Annotated in this window: 24 protein-coding genes; 7 read left to right on the forward strand and 17 right to left on the reverse strand. The window is 65.4% G+C overall.

What is annotated here, in order from left to right:
* A partial coding sequence (locus V6M49_RS18555; RefSeq protein ID WP_332762611.1) for an alpha/beta fold hydrolase occupies window positions 1-603 on the forward strand: 603 nt, incomplete at its 5' end.
* Window positions 604-698: 95 nt separating this feature from the next.
* Here V6M49_RS18555 and V6M49_RS18560 read toward each other — a convergent pair.
* Window positions 699-1187, reverse strand: a complete 489-nt coding sequence (locus V6M49_RS18560) for a MarR family winged helix-turn-helix transcriptional regulator (RefSeq protein WP_141139662.1) — start codon at window positions 1185-1187, stop codon at window positions 699-701.
* 45 nt (window positions 1188-1232) lie between these two features.
* On the opposite strand from V6M49_RS18560, the gene V6M49_RS18565 reads away from it, so the two are divergent.
* Window positions 1233-2156, forward strand: coding sequence for an EamA family transporter (locus V6M49_RS18565; protein WP_332762614.1), 924 nt, complete (start codon window positions 1233-1235; stop codon window positions 2154-2156).
* 94 nt (window positions 2157-2250) lie between these two features.
* Here the strand turns inward: V6M49_RS18565 and V6M49_RS18570 are convergent, their stop codons facing one another.
* The 7 genes from V6M49_RS18570 to V6M49_RS18600 form a co-directional block, all read right to left on the reverse strand.
* Window positions 2251-3573: a Vgb family protein gene (locus tag V6M49_RS18570; protein ID WP_332762616.1), complete on the reverse strand. Its 1323-nt coding sequence runs from the start codon at window positions 3571-3573 to the stop codon at window positions 2251-2253.
* A gap of 107 nt (window positions 3574-3680) precedes the next feature.
* A complete protein-coding gene (locus V6M49_RS18575; protein WP_058929857.1) occupies window positions 3681-4448 on the reverse strand; it encodes an amino acid ABC transporter ATP-binding protein in 768 nt (255 codons plus the stop codon).
* On the reverse strand, window positions 4445-5428 hold the full coding sequence (locus tag V6M49_RS18580; protein WP_442959761.1) for an amino acid ABC transporter permease: 984 nt from the start codon (window positions 5426-5428) through the stop codon (window positions 4445-4447). The genes V6M49_RS18575 and V6M49_RS18580 overlap by 4 nt, the downstream gene beginning before the upstream one ends.
* A 6-nt stretch (window positions 5429-5434) precedes the next feature.
* The gene (locus V6M49_RS18585; protein WP_332762618.1) at window positions 5435-6337 is read right to left on the reverse strand and encodes an ABC transporter substrate-binding protein; all 903 of its coding nucleotides are present in this window, start codon (window positions 6335-6337) and stop codon (window positions 5435-5437) included.
* 181 nt (window positions 6338-6518) lie between these two features.
* On the reverse strand, window positions 6519-7466 hold the full coding sequence (locus V6M49_RS18590) for a 2-hydroxyacid dehydrogenase (protein ID WP_332762620.1): 948 nt from the start codon (window positions 7464-7466) through the stop codon (window positions 6519-6521).
* 45 nt (window positions 7467-7511) lie between these two features.
* Window positions 7512-7847 carry a cupin domain-containing protein gene (locus V6M49_RS18595; RefSeq protein WP_056346835.1) on the reverse strand — a complete coding sequence of 112 codons (336 nt, stop codon included), beginning with the start codon at window positions 7845-7847 and terminating at the stop codon, window positions 7512-7514.
* 68 nt (window positions 7848-7915) lie between these two features.
* Complete coding sequence (locus tag V6M49_RS18600) at window positions 7916-8572, reverse strand: TetR/AcrR family transcriptional regulator (RefSeq protein WP_332762622.1); 657 nt, start codon at window positions 8570-8572, stop codon at window positions 7916-7918.
* Window positions 8573-8630: 58 nt separating this feature from the next.
* Between V6M49_RS18600 and V6M49_RS18605 the strand changes: the two genes are divergently transcribed.
* Together V6M49_RS18605 and V6M49_RS18610 are read left to right on the forward strand one after the other, a co-directional pair.
* A complete protein-coding gene (locus V6M49_RS18605) occupies window positions 8631-9320 on the forward strand; it encodes a hypothetical protein (protein ID WP_332762623.1) in 690 nt (229 codons plus the stop codon).
* A 25-nt stretch (window positions 9321-9345) separates the two neighbouring features.
* Window positions 9346-9978, forward strand: a complete 633-nt coding sequence (locus V6M49_RS18610; protein ID WP_332762624.1) for a hypothetical protein — start codon at window positions 9346-9348, stop codon at window positions 9976-9978.
* A 158-nt stretch (window positions 9979-10136) separates the two neighbouring features.
* Here the strand turns inward: V6M49_RS18610 and V6M49_RS18615 are convergent, their stop codons facing one another.
* From V6M49_RS18615 to V6M49_RS18625, 3 genes are read right to left on the reverse strand one after another with little or no spacing between them, the layout of a single operon-like run.
* Entirely contained in the window at window positions 10137-10772 is a 636-nt protein-coding gene (locus tag V6M49_RS18615) for a hypothetical protein (RefSeq protein ID WP_332762625.1), read from the reverse strand.
* A gap of 17 nt (window positions 10773-10789) precedes the next feature.
* Complete coding sequence (locus V6M49_RS18620; RefSeq protein ID WP_332762626.1) at window positions 10790-11296, reverse strand: GNAT family N-acetyltransferase; 507 nt, start codon at window positions 11294-11296, stop codon at window positions 10790-10792.
* A 13-nt stretch (window positions 11297-11309) separates the two neighbouring features.
* The gene (locus tag V6M49_RS18625) at window positions 11310-12197 is read right to left on the reverse strand and encodes an alpha/beta fold hydrolase (RefSeq protein WP_332762627.1); all 888 of its coding nucleotides are present in this window, start codon (window positions 12195-12197) and stop codon (window positions 11310-11312) included.
* Between the two features lie 158 nt (window positions 12198-12355).
* On the opposite strand from V6M49_RS18625, the gene V6M49_RS18630 reads away from it, so the two are divergent.
* Entirely contained in the window at window positions 12356-12793 is a 438-nt protein-coding gene (locus V6M49_RS18630) for a nuclear transport factor 2 family protein (protein ID WP_332762628.1), read from the forward strand.
* Window positions 12794-12805: 12 nt separating this feature from the next.
* Here V6M49_RS18630 and V6M49_RS18635 read toward each other — a convergent pair whose 3' ends face one another.
* Both V6M49_RS18635 and V6M49_RS18640 read right to left on the reverse strand, forming a co-directional pair.
* On the reverse strand, window positions 12806-13150 hold the full coding sequence (locus V6M49_RS18635; RefSeq protein WP_332762630.1) for an iron chaperone: 345 nt from the start codon (window positions 13148-13150) through the stop codon (window positions 12806-12808).
* A 129-nt stretch (window positions 13151-13279) separates the two neighbouring features.
* Window positions 13280-13660, reverse strand: coding sequence for a VOC family protein (locus V6M49_RS18640; RefSeq protein WP_141139653.1), 381 nt, complete (start codon window positions 13658-13660; stop codon window positions 13280-13282).
* A 337-nt stretch (window positions 13661-13997) separates the two neighbouring features.
* On the opposite strand from V6M49_RS18640, the gene V6M49_RS18645 reads away from it, so the two are divergent.
* Window positions 13998-15155, forward strand: coding sequence for a glutamate--cysteine ligase (locus tag V6M49_RS18645; protein WP_332762631.1), 1158 nt, complete (start codon window positions 13998-14000; stop codon window positions 15153-15155).
* Window positions 15156-15185: 30 nt separating this feature from the next.
* Here the strand turns inward: V6M49_RS18645 and V6M49_RS18650 are convergent, their stop codons facing one another.
* On the reverse strand, window positions 15186-16148 hold the full coding sequence (locus V6M49_RS18650) for a TIGR03086 family metal-binding protein (RefSeq protein ID WP_332762667.1): 963 nt from the start codon (window positions 16146-16148) through the stop codon (window positions 15186-15188).
* Between the two features lie 3 nt (window positions 16149-16151).
* Entirely contained in the window at window positions 16152-16481 is a 330-nt protein-coding gene (locus V6M49_RS18655) for an ArsR/SmtB family transcription factor (protein WP_332762632.1), read from the reverse strand.
* 159 nt (window positions 16482-16640) lie between these two features.
* Here V6M49_RS18655 and V6M49_RS18660 point away from each other — a divergent pair, with 159 nt between their 5' ends.
* Entirely contained in the window at window positions 16641-16958 is a 318-nt protein-coding gene (locus tag V6M49_RS18660) for a hypothetical protein (protein ID WP_141139649.1), read from the forward strand.
* A gap of 5 nt (window positions 16959-16963) precedes the next feature.
* Here V6M49_RS18660 and V6M49_RS18665 read toward each other — a convergent pair whose 3' ends face one another.
* Both V6M49_RS18665 and tcuA read right to left on the reverse strand, forming a co-directional pair.
* Window positions 16964-17653 (reverse strand): GntR family transcriptional regulator, encoded by a 690-nt coding sequence (locus tag V6M49_RS18665; protein ID WP_141139648.1) that lies wholly within the window; start codon window positions 17651-17653, stop codon window positions 16964-16966.
* 51 nt (window positions 17654-17704) lie between these two features.
* Window positions 17705-19198: an FAD-dependent tricarballylate dehydrogenase TcuA gene (gene tcuA, locus V6M49_RS18670; protein ID WP_332762635.1), complete on the reverse strand. Its 1494-nt coding sequence runs from the start codon at window positions 19196-19198 to the stop codon at window positions 17705-17707.
* Window positions 19199-19358: the final 160 nt, after the last annotated feature.

Below are 19358 nucleotides of genomic sequence, written 5' to 3' on the forward strand. Positions count from 1 at the left end.
TCCCTGGCGGAACAGGCGGAGGACGCGGCAGCGATCCTGGCCGCCCTCGACGTACCGGGCGCCGCCGTCGTCGGCTCCTCCAGCGGCGGCTACGTCGCCCAGCAGCTGGCCATTTCCCATCCACAAAAGGTCGCGGCGCTGGTCTTCGTGGGCTGTCCGCTGAGCCTCCACGGGCGGGCCCCCTTCGCCGACGAGGTGGACCGCCTGACGGACCCCCTCGACGAGGCCTGGGTCCGGGATTCCCTGTCCTGGTTTCCCCTCCTGCACGACGTTCCGCAGTGGTTCCTCGAGGACCGCGTGCGCGACGGCCTCAGGATGCCGGCCCACGCCTGGAAAGCCATTCTGACCGGCCTGACCGAAGCAACCCCACCCACGGAAGCGGGAACCATCAACGTGCCCACGCTGATCCTGTGGGGCGGCCAGGACAACCTGCTGCCACGCGGCGACCAGGAAATCCTGGCCGCCAGGATCCCCGGTTCCATACTGAAGGTCTATCCCGACGTGGCGCACCTGGTGCTGTGGGAGTGCCCGGAACGGGTGGCGGAAGATACGACGGCGTTCCTCGCCTCCCTCGGGTCCTACACCCTGGGGACCTGGCGATAGGGTGGAGCCATTCCACGACGAAAGGTAGGGTGCTCACGGCGAGCTGTTCCCGAACCGGACGGCCAACGGACAGCTCGCCGGGGTTGCCGTCGTCCTCAGGAACCAGCCGCATCCTCGATCCGGCGTAGCAGCGATGCAAGTTGCGCCTGTTCCTTGACGCTAAGTGCTGCGACGATGACATGTTCGGTTTCGAGATGGTCAGGCAATGCCTTCTCGATGAGTCCCTTCCCGGCACCGGTGAGCGCAACGACTGTGCCGCGGCCGTCGTCAGGGTTTGCTTCGCGCTTGACGAACCCGCGGCTTTCCAGCTTGTTCAGCCTCTGCGCTACGGCGCTCGTAGAGATCATTGAGTCGCGCGCCAGTTCCGCCGGCGTGATTCGATACGGGGCGCCGCTGCGCAGCAGCGTGGCGAGCACGTCGAACGATGACGCATCCAGGCCATGCCGCGCGAAGGTGTCCGCCAAACGCGATTCCACGGCGGTTGCGGTGCGGCTCAACCGGCCAATGACGGCCATCGGCGAGACGTCGAGGCCCGGCTTCTCGGCGTGCCACTGTTCAAGGATGCGATCCACATTGTCTGCCATGGGCCAAGCCTAGGCAATTGCTAAGCACTTAGCTAGAATAGCTAAGTGCTTAGCAATCGTAGATTCCTCATCCTGACCACTGCCTTGGCGCCCGCTCTGTGGGGCACCACGTACCTTACGACCACAATGTTCCTGCCCGAAGATCGTCCGCTGCTGGCCGCTACGTTGCGCGCGCTCCCCGCGGGAGTGCTGCTCCTATTGGTTTGCCGCCAGTTGCCGCGCGGTGAGTGGTGGTGGAAGTCCTGGGTCCTCGGGATTCTCAACATCGGGGCGTTCTTTGCGCTGCTCTTCATCGCGGCGTACCGGCTTCCCGGCGGTGTGGCGGCGATCGTCGGCGGCATCCAGCCGCTCGTTGTCGCACTCCTGGCCAGCAGGGTCCTCCACGAACGGCTGACCCCGCGCATCGTCGTGGCCGGCGTGACAGCCGTGTTCGGCGTGGGCCTCATAACGCTTCAGGCTCAAGCCCGCCTGGATGCCATCGGAGTCCTCGCCGCAATCGGCGGAACCCTTTCCATGGCGTCCGGGATGGTGCTTTCCAAGAAGTGGGGGCAGCCCGCGGCCCCGCTAACCACCACGGCCTGGCAGCTCATCACGGGAGGCCTCACTCTCGCGGTCGTCATGCTCGCGGTCGAGGGGCTTCCCGTCATTCCGCTGACGCCGTCGAACCTTGTCGGCTATGCCTATCTTTCTGTCGTCGGCACCGCCTTCGCCTACGTCATGTGGTTCCGCGGCATCGCCGGGCTTCCCGCAAGCACCACAGCCTTCCTAGGGCTACTCAGTCCAGTCGCGGCCATCATCCTTGGGTGGGTGGTTGCCGGCGAAGACTTCACGTTGATGCAGACCGCAGGAATCCTCATGGTCCTCGGCTCCATCTCGGCCGCGATCGTCACCAAGAACGTGAAGCCTTCTGGTATCAACAAAGTGCCCGCCGACGAAAGAGGCTCTTTGCCAGTCGCCCCGCCTCCCTGACGAAGCCTTCGCTGCGTCGGAATCTTCTGGGGCCAATGCCGCACTCTTGGCTGGGGCGATTGCAATCGCGGCTGGGTCGGAGACGGGTTCGTCCCTAGTTGAAGGTCCAGGCGGGCGTCTCTGCCCTGCCCTGTCGTCGCCGCCGCAGCACCACGATCAGGGCACCGGCGCCGCCCAGCAACAGCGCCGCCGCCCCGGCGGCAATCGCAGGAAGCCCGGGCCCGGAGGCCCCGCCAGTGGCACCCCCAGCTGAAGAACCTCCGGCTGAAGCACCTCCGCCGGACCCCGGGGACTCGGCGCTGGCCTCCCCGCCGTCGGACGTTCCCGCACCAGGCGCGGGCGCACCGGCAGCGGGCGCACCTGCCGCGGCGATCACCGTCAGGGACCTGCCGCCCCTGTTCACCACGACCACGGAGCCGTCGGCCCGGACAGCCATGCGGCCGGGGTCCTCACCGGTGGGAATCGTCTCCGCCGCGGCCGTAGCCCCGGGCTGGATGACCGAGACCGTATTGTCCGCACTGTTCGTCACGTAGACCGTGCCGTCCGGAGCGGCCACCACCTCTTGTGGTGCACCGCCCACCGGGATCCGTCGCGCCACCGTGGTTCCGCCGGATTCGATGACCGCCACGTCATTCCTGAGGATGTTTGCCACATAGACGGTTCCGTCCGGCGCGGCGGCAATCCCGTGCGGATGGTCCTTCGCGCCCACGGTGATGGTGTGGGAGGGTCTCGGCGAACCGGCGGGCACCACGGTGACAGTGCCCTCGTACTCGTTGGTGGCGTACGCGGTCCCGTCCTTCGCCAGGGCCACCTCCACAGGGTAAGGCCCCGCCAGGATGGAGCGCTGGGTCCAGACAGCGCCGGGCGGCACCACCGACACGGTCCCTTCAGCCGGGTTCGTCGCGTAGAGCGATCCGTCCGGTCCGGCCGCCAGCCAGTGCGCGCCCGGGCTCACGCCGATCGCAAAGCCCGCTTCGGCCGCACCGGGGGCTACAACTCCGATTTGTGCCTGCCCGGACTCGGTCGACTGGAGCACATAGAGGGTCCCCTCCGCCGTCACCGCCAGCGACGAGGGAAGACCTCCCACCTTGATGGTGCGCGAGGCGCGTGTTTCGCCGGGCTGGAAGACGCTGACGCCGCCCGCCCAGTGGTAATCGCTGACGTACAGGGTGCCGTCCGGCGCGGCCGCCACGCCCAAGGGCTGGATGCCGGCGTCGATCACGGTTGAGTCGGTGACGGTGGGGCCAGTCACGGTCGGGCCAGTCACCGTCGCGTCTTCAGCGGACGCCGGAACGGCGACGACGGCGGGGCCCAGCAGGAGCCCGGCCGCGGCCAGCAACGCCACCCCTGCGCGCAGAAGAGTTTTCGCGTTCCCGCCCGGATCGCCGGCGGCGCGGTGCATCAGAAAGTTGTTCACAAGTTCCCCCAAAACCTTGAATGCCCTGCGGCAGTGTTCCGATCCTACCTGCCGGACCTGCCGGCGTTAGCCCGCGGGGTCTTCCGCCTGCCGTCGCGGCCCGGCGCCTACAGCACCTTTGAGAGGAACGCCTTGGTCCGGTCCTGCTGGGGATTGCCCAGCAGCTCGCGGGGCGGGCCCGACTCGACCACCACGCCGCCGTCCATAAAGGCGATGGAGTCCGCCACCTCACGGGCGAAGCCCATCTCGTGGGTCACCACGATCATGGTCATGCCGCTCGTGGCCAGCTCCTTCATAACATCCAGCACCTCGCCCACCAGCTCCGGGTCCAGGGCACTGGTCGGCTCGTCGAAGAGCATCAGTTTCGGATCCATGGCCAGCGCCCGGGCGATGGCCACGCGCTGCTGCTGCCCACCGGACAGGTGCGCAGGGTAGTGGTCCGCCTTGTCCCCCAGTCCCACGCGCTCCATCAGCTCCCGGGCGCGCAGGGTGGCTTTGGCCTTCGGAATGCGCTTGACCCGCATCGGCGCCTGGATGATGTTTTCCAGCGCGGTCATGTGCGGAAAGAGGTTGAACCGCTGGAACACCATGCCGATGTCGCGGCGCTGGAGCGCAGCTTCCTTGGGCTTGAGCTCATGGAGTTTGTCGCCCTTTTGCCGGTAACCCACCAGCTGCCCCTCCACGAAGAGCCGGCCGGCGTCGATCTTTTCCAGGTGGTTGATGCAGCGCAGGAACGTGGACTTGCCGGAGCCGCTGGGCCCCACGATGCACAGCACCTCGCCCGCCTGGACTTCCAGGCTGATGCTGCGCAGCACGTTGTTGGAACCGAAGCTCTTGGAGATCCGGTCCGCGGTCACCATCGGAGTAGCGCTCATCCCTTGCCTCCCAAGTCATTGCCCAGCGGCGCGGCAGTCACTGCCGCCGCCCCAGTTTCAGTTTCCGACGCCGGTCCCGCCTGCCGCCGTCCCGTACCGCGGGAGAAGCGCTTCTCGATGAAGTGCTGCCCCACCATCAGGACGGACGTGAACAGCAGGTACCAGATCGATGCCACGATGAGCAGCGGCACCGGGGTGAACGTCACGGCGGAGATGCCGCGGGACACCCCGTAGAGGTCGATGCTGAGCGGAATGGCCGCCACCAGTGAGGTGGTTTTTAGCATGGAGATCACCTCATTGCCCGTGGGCGGAATGATGATCTTCATGGCCTGCGGAACCACCACGTAACGCATGGTCTGGCCCCACGACATGGCGAGCGCCGTCGACGCCTCCTCCTGGCCCTCATCCACGGACAGCAGTCCGGCGCGGACAATCTCGGACATATAGGCGGCCTCATTCAGCGCCAGCCCGATCACCGCGGTGATGTAGAGGTTGGTGAACACGTCGTTGGGAATGGTGATCCACGGCGTCATGAACGGTATCCCGATGGTGAACACGGGGTAGATGAGCGCCACGATGCCCCAGAACACCAGCTGGACGTAGACCGGGGTCCCGCGGAAGATCCACAGGTACAGCCAGGCGATGCTCTTGACCACAGGATTCGGCGAGAGCCGCATGATGGCCAGGAGCAGCCCGAGGACGATGGCGCCGATCATGGCGTAGATGGTGAGCGTCAGGGTCACCCAGGCCGCCTGGCTGATCCGGCGGTCGAAGAGGTACTTGCCCACCTCCGCCCAGCCGTAGTCGGGCCGCTGCGCAGCATCCACGATGAACAGCGCCAGCAGGAACACCAGCACCACGGCGATCGAAATCCGCCACGGGTGGCGCAGGGGAACCGCCACAATGGCGTCCCCCTGCGCGTCAGGTCCCTCTGTTGCGGGGTTGGGCCGCACCACGGCGGCGTGTTTGGGAAGAGTCACGGCTGGTTACTTGGCCGACGACGCCACGTTGAGCGCCGCTGTCTTCACGCCGCCGCTTTCCACGCCCCACTTGGACAGGATCCTGTTGTAAGTTCCGTCGTCGATCAGGGCCTGCAGTGCCTTCTGCAGCACCGGAGTGAACGCGCTCCCTTTGTCCACCGGAATCCCGTAGGGCGCCACTTCAAAGGCAACCCCGGCCGTCTCCAGCTTCTCCTTCGTCTGGGAGATCGCGTAGAGGGTCACCGGCGAGTCCGCACTCATGGCGTCCACCTGGCCCACCACCAGCGCGTTGGTCGCCTGGTCCTGGGCGTCGTACTTGAAGATCTCAATGGCGGGTTTGCCCGCATCCGTGCACGCCTTGGACTTGGCCGGCACCTCGTGGGTGTCCTCATACGTCGTGGCCTGGACGGCAACCTTCAGGCCGCAGGCGTTGTCCGGGTCCACGGTCTTGCCCTTCGGCGCCGCCCACTGGATGCCCGCCGAGTAGTAGTTCACAAAATCCACCTGCTTTTCGCGTTCCAGCGTGTCGGTGAACGACGACATGCCCATGTCGTCCTTGCCCGCCTTGACGGACGGGAGAATGTTGTCGAACGTGCCGATATCAAAGTTGACCTTCAGCCCGAGCGAGGCACCCAACGCATTGGTAAGGTCCACCGACCAGCCGGCCGGGGCGCCGTTGCCATCCTTGAATTCGTTGGGCGGGTAATTGTTGGCCATGCCCACGTTCAGAACGCCCGCGGATTTCATTTTCTCCGGCAGCAAAGCCGCAAGTTCCTCATTCTTCTGGACTGCGGTGTCCGCGGAAGAAGACGCTTTATCCGCCGCCGCCGGGGCGCTGTTGTCCACACAACCCGAAAGCATGAGTGCTGTTGCAGCGGTCAGGGCAGGGATTAAATAGCGGTTGCGCATTGGATCCTTAAGTGGTTGAAGATGAAGGTCCGGCACCCGCATTCCGTAAGTCACGGATAGCTTCCGGGCCTCTGGCCTTCAACTCGGAGATAGTGGATGCGCCTACCAGCGTCATGCTAGGCGCAAGTCGTTGGAGAAAAGGCCAAAGACACGGCTCGCCCCCGGAATGCGCCGGCCTCAGCTACCGCCCGGCGGCCCCACCCAGCACCACGTTCACCGGTTCCTGCCCGGCCTGCAGCAACCCGATCTGCTTCCGGATGAGCCGCGCCACCCGCGGCAGCATGGCCGAGCTGGCCCCGCCCACGTGCGGTGTGATGAGGACACCGGGTACGGTCCACAGCGGATGATCGCGCGGCAGCGGTTCCGGGTCCGTCACGTCCAGGGCGGCCCGGAGCCTGCCGGACGACGTCTCGCGCAGCAGGGCCTCGGTGTCAGCCACCGGCCCGCGGGCCACATTCACCAGCAGTGCGCCGTCCGGCATCGCCGCCAGGAACCGGGCGTCAACCAGGTGCCGGGTCTGCTCGCTCAGCGGGACGCTGACCACCACAATGTCGTGCAGCGGCAGCTGCTCGTACAGGGAATCAATCCCATGGATCCTGCCGCGCTCATCGTCGCGGCCGCGGCTGGCCAGCCGCGTCACCTCGGTCTCGAACGGCAGCAGCCGGGCCTCAATCGCCTTCCCCACTCCCCCGTAGCCCACCAGCAAAACGCGCCTGTCGGCCAGGCTGGGGCGCTCGCGGTGGTCCCAGGTCCCCGTCGCCGAATTCCGCACAAAGTCCGGGATCCCCCGCTGGCTGGCGATGATCATGCCCAACGCAAGTTCCGCCGTCGACGTCTCATGCACTCCGGCCGCGTTGGCGAACAGGCACCCAGCGGGCAGAACCGCCTCGACGCCGTCGTACCCGATCAGCTGGCTCTGCACCAGGCCGACGTCCACGGAGTCCAGCGCAGCCAGCGCCCCTACCCCGCCCATGTAGGGCGGCACCACAATGTCGAACTGGTCGGCCGGCGCCGGGCCGGTCAGGTCCCACAGGAAGAGTTCGACGCCGGCGGACGGCGCGAGCGCGTCCACCAGGTTCTGGCTGGGCAGACTTACCCGTAGTTTCGGTGATGCGGGCAAACCGGGCATGGGTGCTCCTTCTCTCGACTTCCCTGCCAGTTAACCAGCCCCGGGCTACCTGTCGGTCTTGACCACCGTGAACAGCACCGCCGAGTCCTCTTCCGCTTCCAGGCTGTGCAGCCCGTCCGGCACGATCAGGAGATCCCCTGCCTTGCCCTGCCACGACTCCCCGCCAGCCCTCAACCAGACCGATCCCTTCAGCACGTAGACCGTTGCCTCGCCGGGGTTCTGGTGCTCGCTGAGCTGCGTGCCGGCACGGAAGGCCATGACGGTCTGGCGCAGTTTCTTCTCATGCCCGCCGAACGCTGTATCGGCTGCCCGCCCGCTGGGCGCCGCAACAGCGGCAGCGATCTGCTGACGGGCCAAAGCCTCAATCGATATCTTTTGCATGACGCCACCGTACCCACGATTGCCGGCGTTGCCGAGGGCCTAATATCGACCGGCGAATCATTTTACGATCATTTTCCGATTGGAGCCGGGCCGGCGAGGAGCATCCCGGGAAGGACATCGCAGAGCCAGGCCATGATCTGGTCGTGGCTCCAGCCGCGCTCAGCGGCCAGCAGGTTGTAGGTGCCGTCGCCGTAAACAGTGATGAACGCGTCGGTCAGCTCGTCGAACGACTGGCCTTCCCGGAGCTGCCCCTTGGCGGCCAGCATCCCCAGGACCTGGCCGAACCCGTCTCGGCGGAGGTTCTCATGGTACTGGTGGGTCCGGCGCACTTCATCGTCGGTGAGCGCAGCCGCGCGGAGTACTTCGGAGATGGCCGCGGCGCGGGCAAAGACCTCCCCGGCACCACGGATGAAGATCCGCAGGGCTTCCACCGCGCCGGGCTCCGCCACCATCTCCGCCCACCAGGGCAGGTCCTGCGGCGGGCGTGGATCCTCATCACCCAGGACCGCGGCGTCAATGACGGCACTGATCAGTTCGGGCTTTGTGTGGAAGACGAAGTAGACGGTCTGTGAGGCGACTCCGGCGCGGGCAGCGATACCCGCCATGGTGGCCCCGTGGAATCCCCGGGCAATGAATTCCTTGTGCGCCGCCTGGATGATTTTGCGCCTGGTGGCATCCGCTTTCTTCCTGCGGATGCTCTTGACGGGTGGTGTCTCCGGGTCCATATTTAGAGTATCTCACTAGAGTGTTACTCTAGCGAATTTCATAGACAAGGAACGTGTCATGAAAACCCAGTACCAGCACCCCATCCTCACCATCCGCGCTGCGGGCCTGGTCTGCTTTTGGACCGCGGTGCTCGGTGCAGCCTCGGGTGTCTTTCTAGCCTTCGTTCAGCCCGAGGTACCCGAAAATCAATGGAGCTACCCCCTGAACGTCACGGCCTTCACCGCCATTCAGGTGTGGTTCGCCCTGCAGCATGTGGGCTTGCTGCTGGGCCTGCTTGCCCTCGGGTGGACCGGAGCCCTGGGTCGAGGCGCTGTTGCACGCATCGGACATCCCGTTGCCGTCGCCTCGATGCTCGGGTTCGCCGTCACGGAACTGGCGGCCATCGCGGCCGCCCACCACACCTATGACTCGCCTCTCGTAGGTTTGCTTGGCGCAGCATATGGCGTCTTTACCATCGTGCTTGGTGCCGCCCTGATGGTGGAGGGTGTAGCGGTTCTGCGGGCCAGAGTCTGGCAGGGCTGGCAGCGCTGGATTCCGCTCGCCCTGGGCGTGTGGGTCTTCGTGCCCATGCTCCCGGCCCTGGCCCTGTCATTCACCGGTGCCAGATTCGCCATAGCCGGCTGGTTGCTTCTGTTCGCGGCTTTGGGCTGGGCCCTGATGAGGCACGCCGAGGGCACGGCCCGGATAAACCCGGAGCCCCGACCTGAAGGCCGGAGCCACCCGTCCTTGCCCAACCCGGCGCCTTAACCCGCCCCGTAAAGGACTGAACGTCATGAGTACGTACGGCGCTCGCAATGCCGCGTTCATAGCGATCGGCACAATCTGCGGGATTGCCTGGGCCGCGGGCTTCCGGGCCTACATGGTTGAGCTCGCGGGGCCGGCATCCACCTTCGGCTGGTGGGGGACGTTCGGCGCGATCATCCTGCCTGGAGCCATTACGGGCGGACTGCTGGGCTGGGCCGAAGCACTCAGGCGCACCGGCGGCCGACGCGGATGGCGCTGGCTCGCCCTTGCACCACTCGCATTTGCGGTCGCCCCGATGCTGATGCCCGGTGCGATTGCGGCCCTCCTGACCCAAGGTCTCGGGGGAGGGGCGATCGCCGTCGCCCTGATGGCGGTCGGCGGGGGCTACGCGATCTCCCGCCGGGGACCGCTTTGGAGCAGGCTGGTCTCCGGACTCGTCAGCGCGGCACTCCTCGCAGCACTCGCGCTGGCCGGACCTGGAATCGCAGGCCCTGGGCTTGCCCTCACCGAACCGCGCGGCGCCTGGGTTGCCGTATTGGCCACGTCGTTCGTTGTTGTACTTGCCGTCGCGTCGTCCATCCCGCATCGGCCCATCGTTACAGTCGCGGACCGGGCACTTTCAGACCGGACCGTCCGGCCCGAGTCCGGCGGGGTCCGGTAGCCCGTCTCACGGGCGATGGCACCCCGGGCTGGGGGAAGGGAACCGGGGTGGGCGAGCTCCGTCGTCGTCCGTTTCTTCCAACGGCGGCGACGTCGTCGCTCAGCCGTGCGTGACTGCCGCGCCCACAAGCCCGAACAGCGTTCCGGCCGCCAAGGCGATCAGGGCCCGCTTCCCTGTGGATACAGCCAGGGCACGGCGAAGACAGCCACGGCGAGGATGAATCCGTTCATAACGGTCATGGTGACCGCCAGCCATTCAGCCCCGGTGGACACCCCGAAACCTCCGCCGCTGCAACCGCTGATCCCGCACCAGGCAAAACCGGCCACGAACCACTGCGGAAGGCTCAGCAAAACTGCCAGAGGTATTGTCCACCGAAGATGCCGGACATACCGAGTGACCCCGTGAATGCTCACTCCCAGATCCTGAGGCACAGCGGCAGGCGTGGCGGCGGCCGGCACCGGCTTCCGGGTGTTTAGAACCATCCACCGGAAGAGCGCTGCGTTGACCACCGCAAGGGCGAGGAAACCCAGATAGAAGAGAACCGCCGTCGGGCTTAACGCACCCGGCGATGGCGGACCCGAGGAATCAAGGAGGAAACCCACGGCGAAATACGCTGCCGAAACGGGAAGCGTCAGGACCACCAGGGACCGCACCAGCCACTCCCGGACCGTCTCATCCAGATCCAGGTCGAGGGATCCGGCGAGGAGCGCAACGCCAATAATGGCAACCGTCCCGGACAGATAAACTACGACGGCGATCCTGGCCCAGCGCGGTGGCGGCCCCTTATCCGGCAAGGATCCTGTCCGCCTAGTTATGACCGGGCCCGCCCCGGACGGACCATCCGGATTTCGGGCAGCTCCTCCCACTCGAGTGGCAGCTGGCCGCGCGTGCCGTCAGGGCGAAAGCCGTGTTTGACGTAGAAGGCCTGCGCACGGGGATTGTTCTCCAGCACCCAGAGATACGCCGGGCTCTCACCGATGGCCGCGCTCAGCAACGCGGCCCCCAGCCCGCTGCCGTGCGTCCGCCGGAGTGTGTACAGCGAATACAGTTCCAGCGCCTCCGGGCCGTCCTCATCCCGTGCGGGACCCGAGTCGGCGAAACCCACCACTTCATGGTTGGCGTCCACGGCAATGATCCGCGGATCGCTGCCGGCCAGGAATGGTCGACGGCGTTCCACCCGTTCGGGAATGCTGGCCCTCCGGGCGCTGAAGAACTCCGCTGACAGCCGGTCACCATAGGTTTCCTCGTGGGACAGGGTGTGCATATACACCACGGCTTCAGCGTCCTCGGGGGCGGCCTGCCTGATGAGAAAGTCCATGGCCCCAGCCTAACTACTTCACCCAGCCCACCTTCCGCAGCCAGCCTGCCAGGATGGGCAGCGCCACCGAGCTGTGCATCGCACCCATGTGATCCAGGCCCGGCAGGACACGGACGTCCCACCCGGCCTTGGTCAGGGCCGCTTGATGCCTCGCCAGGGGCTCCCCGATGGACACGCGCACACCGCCCCAGACCGGTTTGTAGTCGATCTGGTCCTCGGCGCCGGCGAACGCGAGTTTGGGCAGGTCGGCGGGGAGTATGGCGGCGGAATCGTCAAAATCCTGCAGCGCTTCGTACAGCGTGACGAACTGCTGCGTCTGCGCCTCGGTGGTCTGGACCGACACCGAATCCCAGTCGCCCGGTTCGGGTTCCGGGACCGGGCCTGCCGGTTCGCCGGCCGATTCGCCGGCCTTCTGCACGGACATGGCATGCGCGGCGCGGGTGACCGCCAGCATGCTTCGGTACGGACCCTCGAGCGGCGGGAACCCGCCCATGGCGAGCGCCCGCAGACGGTCGGTGCGGAGTGCCAGTTGCAGGCCGCACAGCGCCAGCCAGGAGTAGCCGTAATAGGCAAAACGGTCGACGCCGGCGGCATCGGCAATTGCCAGCAGATCCTTCGCGATGTTCCCCGGGCTGAGCGTCTGCGGCGCCGGGTGGGCCATGCGGTGCGCTTCGTAGTCCGCGGCTATGACGCGGTTGGTTGGTGCCAGTCCGTTGATGAGGTTTGGTCCCAGGTCCGGGTCCCCGCCCCACTGGCGCAGCGTCTCCGCTTCGGCCGTCGTGTGCAGGGCCAGGCTGACCGGCAGGAGGACGCCGGGTCCGTCTCCCTGGACCGTGACCGGGATGGTTGAGCCGTCATGGAGAACTGCCTCAACTGTTTCTGCGTCTGTTTTTGTGCCCATGGATTCCTCTTCCTCCGCGGTATTCACAGAGGGTATCCCCGTTCGTTGACACTCTTCTACGGCGGACGTGTACTTAAATTGGCCCTTGCACCAGCAGGCCAAAACCACGAAGCGGCCCGCAGTTCCGTCAGGCCGCCCTGAACAAAATGGAGGTCGAAATGGGACAGGCACGCGAGGTCATGGACCGTCTGACCACGGCCATGACAGCAAAGGACAAGGAAACCCTGGCGAAGTGCTACTCCGCTGACGCCGTGGCCTTCACTCCTGATGAAGGCGAGCTCACCGGGCGTGACGCCATAACCAAGTACTTCTTCAAGTTCTGGGAAGCCATCCCGGACGTCAGGTATGAGTACACGGACAAGCACGAGGCCGGGGAGGTCGCGATCGATGAGGGCTTCGTGGCCGGAACCAACACCGGGCCGCTGAGCCTGCCTACCGGCGAAAGCCTCCCGGCCAGCGGCAAGGAGCTCAGGGTCAGAAGCTGCGACGTCGCCAGGGTCGAGGGAGGCGAAATCACCAGCCACCACTTCTACTTCGACCAGCTGGAGTTCCTCGGACAGCTCGGACTGCTTCCAGAGTCCTTGTCCAAACACTGACCGACGCCGGCCCTACTTGAGGATCTCGGCACGGCGCAGCCGGACGATGTCCTCCAGCACGTCGTCGGGGAGGGGATGCGCCGCCGTGAACCGGATGGTCCCTTTGGACAGGGAGTACCCTTCAAGCCGGCCGGCGACGGCGTCAATCACCGCCGGGGAAAACGGGAAGACGGAGAGGTGCTTGGCTGCCCGGACGACACCCACGAGCGGCTTTCCCCCAAATTTCAGGGCGGGCATCCCGTAGCTCATCCCCTCCTCGGCCTCCGGCACAACGGCCCTTGCAACCTCGATCACATGCTGCAGGCAGCCGCGGTCGGGCTCAGGCAGATCGGCCAAGGAATCGTCAACGGTGCCCATGGCGCCCATTCTATTCCTGAAGGCGGCGCGTCGATTCCTGAGCGTGGCGCGCCAGGGGCCGCACCTGCCTTTGCGACAAGTGCGGCCCCATGGTGCGCCAATGAGCCTGCTCATTCAGCCCGCGGCTGGCTACTTGCGCTGGGAGATGTTGAGAATGTTCCCTTCGCTGTCCAGGAACCAGGCGGCCTTCCCCCAGTCATTATCGGCAACGCCGTTCTCCGTCTTCAGGCCGGGGAAATCGTAGTCTTCAAAGACGACGCCGCGGCCCCGCAGTTCCTCCATCTCGCGTTCGAGGTTGTCCGTTTCCCAGCCCATCTGGGTGTTCTTGGCCGTCCCGGCGTTCTCTGTCTGGTAGATCAGGAAACCCGTTCCGTTGCCGCCGCTGTAGAACAGGCTGTCGTCCTCCATGGAATCGGACGGTTCCAGGCCCAGCTTGTCCCGATAGAAATCCTTCGCCCTGTTGATGTCCTTCGCGGGAAGGACAGCCATGATGGTTCGATCCTTGAGCATGATGGTTTCCTTTGTGCCTTGCTTTCGCGTTGGTGGCGATGCTCTCCCCCGGGGGCGGATCCGGAACATCGTTGTCCGGTGCCGCGTGGCCGCCCCTTGCGCCAAGTGCCGGAGCGGTCACCTGGGACTCTCCTGCGCCGCGCCAGCCATCATCGGCACGAGGGTCCCCGAAGCTTATGTGGCCATTATGGAACTGAATGGGCACCCGCGGATATAGGGGATTTCAACTGCTTCAGGCGGCCCTCCCGGATGCCCCGCTGTGCCCTCACGGATGCCCCCACGGATGCCGCGAGCAAGTGTGGATCTGGGGCTGCTTTTAGTGCCGCACACTTAGTTAGTGCGTACTTTTGGTGTAGAAGAAGAATTCCTGATCGTTGATCCCTCCAACGGCAGTCCCCTGCCCCTGGCCGCAGACCTGCTGCGTCTCCAGGACCCGGGCGAACCTGGCGACCTTTCCACGCACCCGATGCTCGCCGTCGAGCTCCACCAGGAACAGATCGAAGTGATCACCCACCCGCACAGCACCCTGACCGGGCTCTCCGCCGAGATCCTGTCCGGCCGAGCCCTCGCGGACTCGCTTGCCCGGAAGGCGGGCGCCCGGATCGCCGCCCTCGCCACGTCCCCGCTGGCAGTGACACCCCATTCCACCAGCGACCCCCGCTATGACGCGCTGCTGGAAAAGTTTGCTGTAACGGCCCGCAAACAGCTGACCTGCGGCTGCCACATCCATGTCTCCGTTGACTCTGACGAGGAGGGCGTCGCGATCCTGGACCGCATCAGGTCCTGGCTGCCGCCACTGATGGCGTTGACCTCCAACTCCCCGTTCTGGGACGGCGCTGACAGCGGCTATGCCAGCTACCGCACCCAGGCCTGGAACCGATGGTCCTCCGCCGGGCCGACGGAAATTTTCGGCTCTGCCCAGGCGTACCACCAGCGGGTAGCGGATCTGGCCGCAACGGGCGTAGTAAACAACCCTGATTTTGATGCCCGCCTCTCCGCCCGCCACCCCACCGTGGAGATCCGGGTGTCCGATGTTTGCCTCGACCCCCGCGACACCGTCCTGATCGCCGCCCTGGTGCGCGGTCTGGTGGAGACCGCGGCCCGGGAATGGAAATCCGGCCAGGGGCCGGACATGGTTTCGGCCATCATCCTGCGCCAGGGCTCCTGGCTGGCCAGCCGGTGGGGAATCCAGGGCGACCTGCTGAACCCGCTGACCCACAAGCCGGAGTCAGCACGCAAGGTAATCGCCGCGCTCCATAACCATGTTCGCGACGCCCTGGTCGAGGCGGGCGACGAAGCCTACGTCGAGGCATCCCTGCAACGGATCTTCAGCAACGGCACCGGCGCCAAGCTGCAGCGGCAGGCCTACGCCCGCCACGGCAGGCTGGCTGACGTGGTGAGCGACGCCGTCGTAGTTACCCACCAGGAGCCGGCCTTCTACGAGCCGAGCACCTCGGATGACCTATCACTTTTGGTCCCCAACCCCGTGGTTTAGCGACCAAAGCTGATAGAGCAACCCCGGCGATCAGTTGGCCAGGACCTGGCGGCCCGTGAATGCCACCAGCCGGTCCATGCTTGCCGCGGATTCTTCCACCAGGGTTTCGTCGGCGAAGCTCTTTCCGCGCATCTGCGGGCTGATGGTGTTGTGTGCCAGGCCCAGGACGTAGTCGGACAGCACCGGCGAAACGTCCAGGTCCTGGCCGGTGGCCGTGGCGAAGTCCCAGGCGTGGACCAGGAATTCCAGGTTCAGGATGTTGGCCACCATGGAGGCCGGCAGTTCCGCGAAGCCCATGTCGACGGTCCCCTCCAGGCCTCGGGCCTGGAACGCTTCCAGCGTGGGCTGGGCGGCGTCCGCGATGCGGACCTCCGGTGCAGCCTCCGGCTGATCGACGACGGCGACGCCCAAGGACTTCGCGATTCCCGTAATGGAGCCCACCAGGTGTTCCACGAGCTCCCTCACGGTGAAGTCCTCGCACGGCGTCGGCTTGTCCGCGTCACCATGTGTCAGAGTCCGCAGGACACGCTGGACGATCGCGAGAGTGGCCTCGGCGCTGACGAGCTCCGTAAGCGGATCCGGAGCCGCCGCCCAATCGTCCGCGCCGGCGTCGTCCGTTGTGGCCAGCGTGACCAGGCGCTCGAAGTAGTGGTTCCACCCCTCGGTGTGGCCGGCCTCAGCCTCCGGGCCAAGGCCCTCGTGGACAAGGCGGACGTTAGTCCCGCCGTCGACGCTGTCCAGGGTGATGGTGACGGTGGAGGCCTCGGCGGCAGGGGCCGTGGAACCTTCCCAGTCCCAGGTGAAGACGACGCGCTTGCCGGGTTCGATTTCCGTGAATGTGCCCGCCGCGGAGTGCCCCGGCGTGATGGTCCAGCGGTACTCTCCACCCACCCGGAGGTCCACACGCGCGGCGACGGCCTGCCAGCGCCGCAGCCGTTCGGGCCGGGTGATCAGGGCGAAGGCGCGTCCGGGTCGACCGGAATGAAGACGGATTTGTCAATGGTCATCAGGGTTCTCCTTGTGATGTGGATGCTGCAGGGCGGTGGCATCGGCCACCAGTGAATCCAGTTCGTCGGTCCAGAAAATGTCCAGGGATGCCCTGAGACTCCTCATTCCTCCGGAGTCGAGACTGTAGTACCGGTTGCGTCCGTCCTTCCTGGCACGCACCAGTCCGACGTCGGCCAGCAGCAGCAGGTGCTGGGAGATCGCCGACCGGCTGACGGCAAAGTTGGCCGCCAGTTCACTGACGGACTGCTCGCCCCGGGCCAGCAGTTGGAGCAGGCGGCGCCTGTTCGGTTCCGCGGCAGTTTCGAGAAGATCAGGCACCAGAGATACGTTAGTTACTGCTAACGCATTATGCAACAGCATAGATGCGTCTCCCCCGTTTGCTCTGTCACTTATGGTCGCCAAAACCGCGGTTTAGCAGCCGTACGTGACAGAGCAACAACAGGGCGGGCGGGCCGGGAACCGCGGGATAATGGAAGCATGAGCAATCAGGACCCGGACCCCTGGGCGGAATTCGACAGGCTCAAGCCCGCAGTCCCGGACCGTGTGGCCGGCTATCCCGGCGGCGAACCGGTGGGCTTTGGCTTCCGGACGGGTGTGCGCAGCGCCAAAGTGGCCCTCGGCTTCGCCGTGTACGCGCTGGCGCTGGGAACCATGCTGGTCCTCACCGGCGCCGTGGTCTTCATCGCCCAGGGGCAGTGGCTGCTGCTCGGGCTGATGGTGCTGATCGAGGCCGTGTTCGTCTACGGGTTCATCCGGCTGGCACGCCAGGCGCGCGACCGCCGCGTCTCCGGCTAGGTGCCTTAGCGGCGGGTGCTGCTGTTGCTCAGCGGTTGTTGCAGCGCCGTTTCCCGGAGCAGCTGCAGACGAAGAGTCCGCGCTGTTTCCATGTGGCTCCGGGCTATTTTTCCGGCGGCATCGCTGTCCTGCTGCTCGATGGCATGGATCAGGGCTTCATGCTCATCCAGCGATTCCGACCAGCGGTTCCCCGTGGAGAGGGTGGACCGGGGCGCGTGGATGAGGTGAGTTGACAGCCGGTCCAGCAGGTCCCTCAGAACAGGGTTGTGGGCGCAGTTCCAGACAGCGGCGTGGAACTCAAGGTTAGTGGTGATTCGGGTGTGGTCATCCGGCTCCTGGAGTTCACGGTCCCGCTGGAGCAAAGCCTCAAGCCGCATCAGGTCCGGAAACTGCCTGGCCCGGGCCGCCTGACGCGCTGCCTCTTCCTCAAGGAGGATGCGCATGTCATAGATCTGGATGACCTGCTGTGGGTCAACCTGAGGAACCTGCAGGCCCCGGGCGACACGCTCGAGGAGCCCTTCCTGCTGCAGGCGGGACAGCGCCTCCCGGACGGGTGTCCGGGAGACGCCGAAACGCGTAGCAAGTGACGTCTCTCGAATAGCAGTGCCAGGCTGGTGCACTCCGGACAGGATTTCGCTGCGCAGGGTCCGGAAGATGCTCTCTCCGTCAATGCGTGGGGTTGCTGGTTCCGTCACTTGAGTGGTCCTTGATGCCTGGGAGTGATTGGTGCTTGTTCGAAAGGAACTTTACGCCAGAACGCCTGCCCGCCGGCCGAAGACGCACCCCGCCGCAAGGCCGGTGCCACCCGGGTAGTTGACACTGAACAGTCCACCGAGCATTTCACCTGCCACAAACAGTCCTTCGATGTGCTTGCCGTCAGCGTTCAAGACGCGGCCGTGGGTGTCCGACTTAATGCCTCCGAAGGTGAAAGTGATCCCGCACGTAACGCCGTAGGCGTAGAAGGGGCCCGCCTCAATGGCGGCGGCCCAGTTGCTCTTGACCGGTTCGGTGGCTGCCCTCCGCCCGTCCTTTATGGTGGGGTCGAACGGGATGGAGCGGTCGATGGAGTTATTGAAGTCCGTCACGGTCTTGGCCAGGCTCTCCGGGTCCAGGCCGATCTTGGCGGCCAGGTCTTCGATCGTGTCCGCCACCTCCACCGAAATGCCGGGCATGTCGTATTCCTCGCTTCGCAGCATCGGACGAAGGTTGGCGTCGAAGATCTGGTATGCCACCGATCCGGGCTGCCTGAGGATTTCCTTGCCGTACTTGGCGTAGGTGTAGTTCCTGAAGTCCGCGCCCTCATCCAGGAAACGTTTGCCGTCGGTGTTCACAATGATGCCAAACGGGTAGCTCTGCCGGGTCAACCGATTGGTGAGTTCACGGTTGCTTTCGTTAGTGGCCGTGAAAGCGTCCCACTGCACGCTATGGCAGGTACTCCAGTCGCCGCTTTTGGTGGCGCCGATCTCCAGTGCAGCAGCGATCATGTCACCTGTGTTGTACGGGGTTCCCCGGACCTTGGCGTTCTCCCAGCCGTCACCGAGATGCTCCTGCCGCCATTGAGGATCGGACTCGAAACCGCCCGCGGTGAGGATCACGGATTCGGCCATGATGCGCTGCTCGCCTTCAGCGGTTTTGATGACGACGCCGGCAACGCGCCCGTTCTCCACGATGAGGCTTTGCGCTGCATGGCCGTAGCGGACATCGATTCCCAGTTCGCCTGCAACCCGGGTGTGGTCCTCGATCAGGCCTTCGCCACCACCCACATTCCCCACGTGCAGCCCGCCCCAGAAGAGGTAGGACCCATCGGCGCGCTCGTACGCCTGACGCTCGTACATCAGGCGGTACTTCAGGCCCAGGCCATTGAGCCACCGAAGGGTGGACTGGCTCTCGGCGATGAGAACCTCAGTCAGCGCGGGGTCGTTCCGGCCCTCGGTGACCTTTTCCAGGTCCGATGCATAATCCTCAGCGCTGTATGGGGGGACCACGGTCTGGCCGTGCCGCTCATCCGGTTCCAGGAGACCCTGCAGGTCATCCAGCCCGTTGTGAACAATCCGCGTGGCGCCGGCGGTATAGAAGCTGTTGCCACCGGCCATGTCCTTCTCGCCCTTTTCCAGCAGCACAACGCGCCGCCCGCGTTCCGCCGCGGCATGCGCCGCCGTGAAACCGGCGTTTCCGCCGCCCACCACAATTACGTCAACGCTGTCCGCACTCTGGGGTCCGGCTCCATTACCGATAGACATTAGCTGTCCTTTCACTGGGTTGATGAATCCAACTGTATACAAACGTATTCAATAGGCGCAAGATGGTTCTTGCGACTCGAAACTTGCCGGTGACCACCATCACAGGTATAACTGTATTTCATTGTGTACAACGGTATTCGATTCGATGCCAAGCACTTTC

This window comes from Pseudarthrobacter sp. (genome assembly GCF_036675385.1).
Taxonomy (GTDB): Bacteria; Actinomycetota; Actinomycetes; order Actinomycetales; family Micrococcaceae; genus Arthrobacter.

Coding starts and splice junctions, on each gene's coding strand:
- V6M49_RS18560 (WP_141139662.1), bottom strand. CDS start 1,187: ATGGCAGACAATGTGGATCGCATCCTTGAACAGTGGCACGCCGAGAAG.
- V6M49_RS18575 (WP_058929857.1), bottom strand. CDS start 4,448: ATGAGCGCTACTCCGATGGTGACCGCGGACCGGATCTCCAAGAGCTTC.
- V6M49_RS18585 (WP_332762618.1), bottom strand. CDS start 6,337: ATGCGCAACCGCTATTTAATCCCTGCCCTGACCGCTGCAACAGCACTC.
- V6M49_RS18590 (WP_332762620.1), bottom strand. CDS start 7,466: ATGCCCGGTTTGCCCGCATCACCGAAACTACGGGTAAGTCTGCCCAGC.
- V6M49_RS18595 (WP_056346835.1), bottom strand. CDS start 7,847: ATGCAAAAGATATCGATTGAGGCTTTGGCCCGTCAGCAGATCGCTGCC.
- V6M49_RS18600 (WP_332762622.1), bottom strand. CDS start 8,572: ATGGACCCGGAGACACCACCCGTCAAGAGCATCCGCAGGAAGAAAGCG.
- V6M49_RS18605 (WP_332762623.1), top strand. CDS start 8,631: ATGAAAACCCAGTACCAGCACCCCATCCTCACCATCCGCGCTGCGGGC.
- V6M49_RS18610 (WP_332762624.1), top strand. CDS start 9,346: ATGAGTACGTACGGCGCTCGCAATGCCGCGTTCATAGCGATCGGCACA.
- V6M49_RS18620 (WP_332762626.1), bottom strand. CDS start 11,296: ATGGACTTTCTCATCAGGCAGGCCGCCCCCGAGGACGCTGAAGCCGTG.
- V6M49_RS18625 (WP_332762627.1), bottom strand. CDS start 12,197: ATGGGCACAAAAACAGACGCAGAAACAGTTGAGGCAGTTCTCCATGAC.
- V6M49_RS18630 (WP_332762628.1), top strand. CDS start 12,356: ATGGGACAGGCACGCGAGGTCATGGACCGTCTGACCACGGCCATGACA.
- V6M49_RS18635 (WP_332762630.1), bottom strand. CDS start 13,150: ATGGGCACCGTTGACGATTCCTTGGCCGATCTGCCTGAGCCCGACCGC.
- V6M49_RS18640 (WP_141139653.1), bottom strand. CDS start 13,660: ATGCTCAAGGATCGAACCATCATGGCTGTCCTTCCCGCGAAGGACATC.
- V6M49_RS18660 (WP_141139649.1), top strand. CDS start 16,641: ATGAGCAATCAGGACCCGGACCCCTGGGCGGAATTCGACAGGCTCAAG.
- tcuA (WP_332762635.1), bottom strand. CDS start 19,198: ATGTCTATCGGTAATGGAGCCGGACCCCAGAGTGCGGACAGCGTTGAC.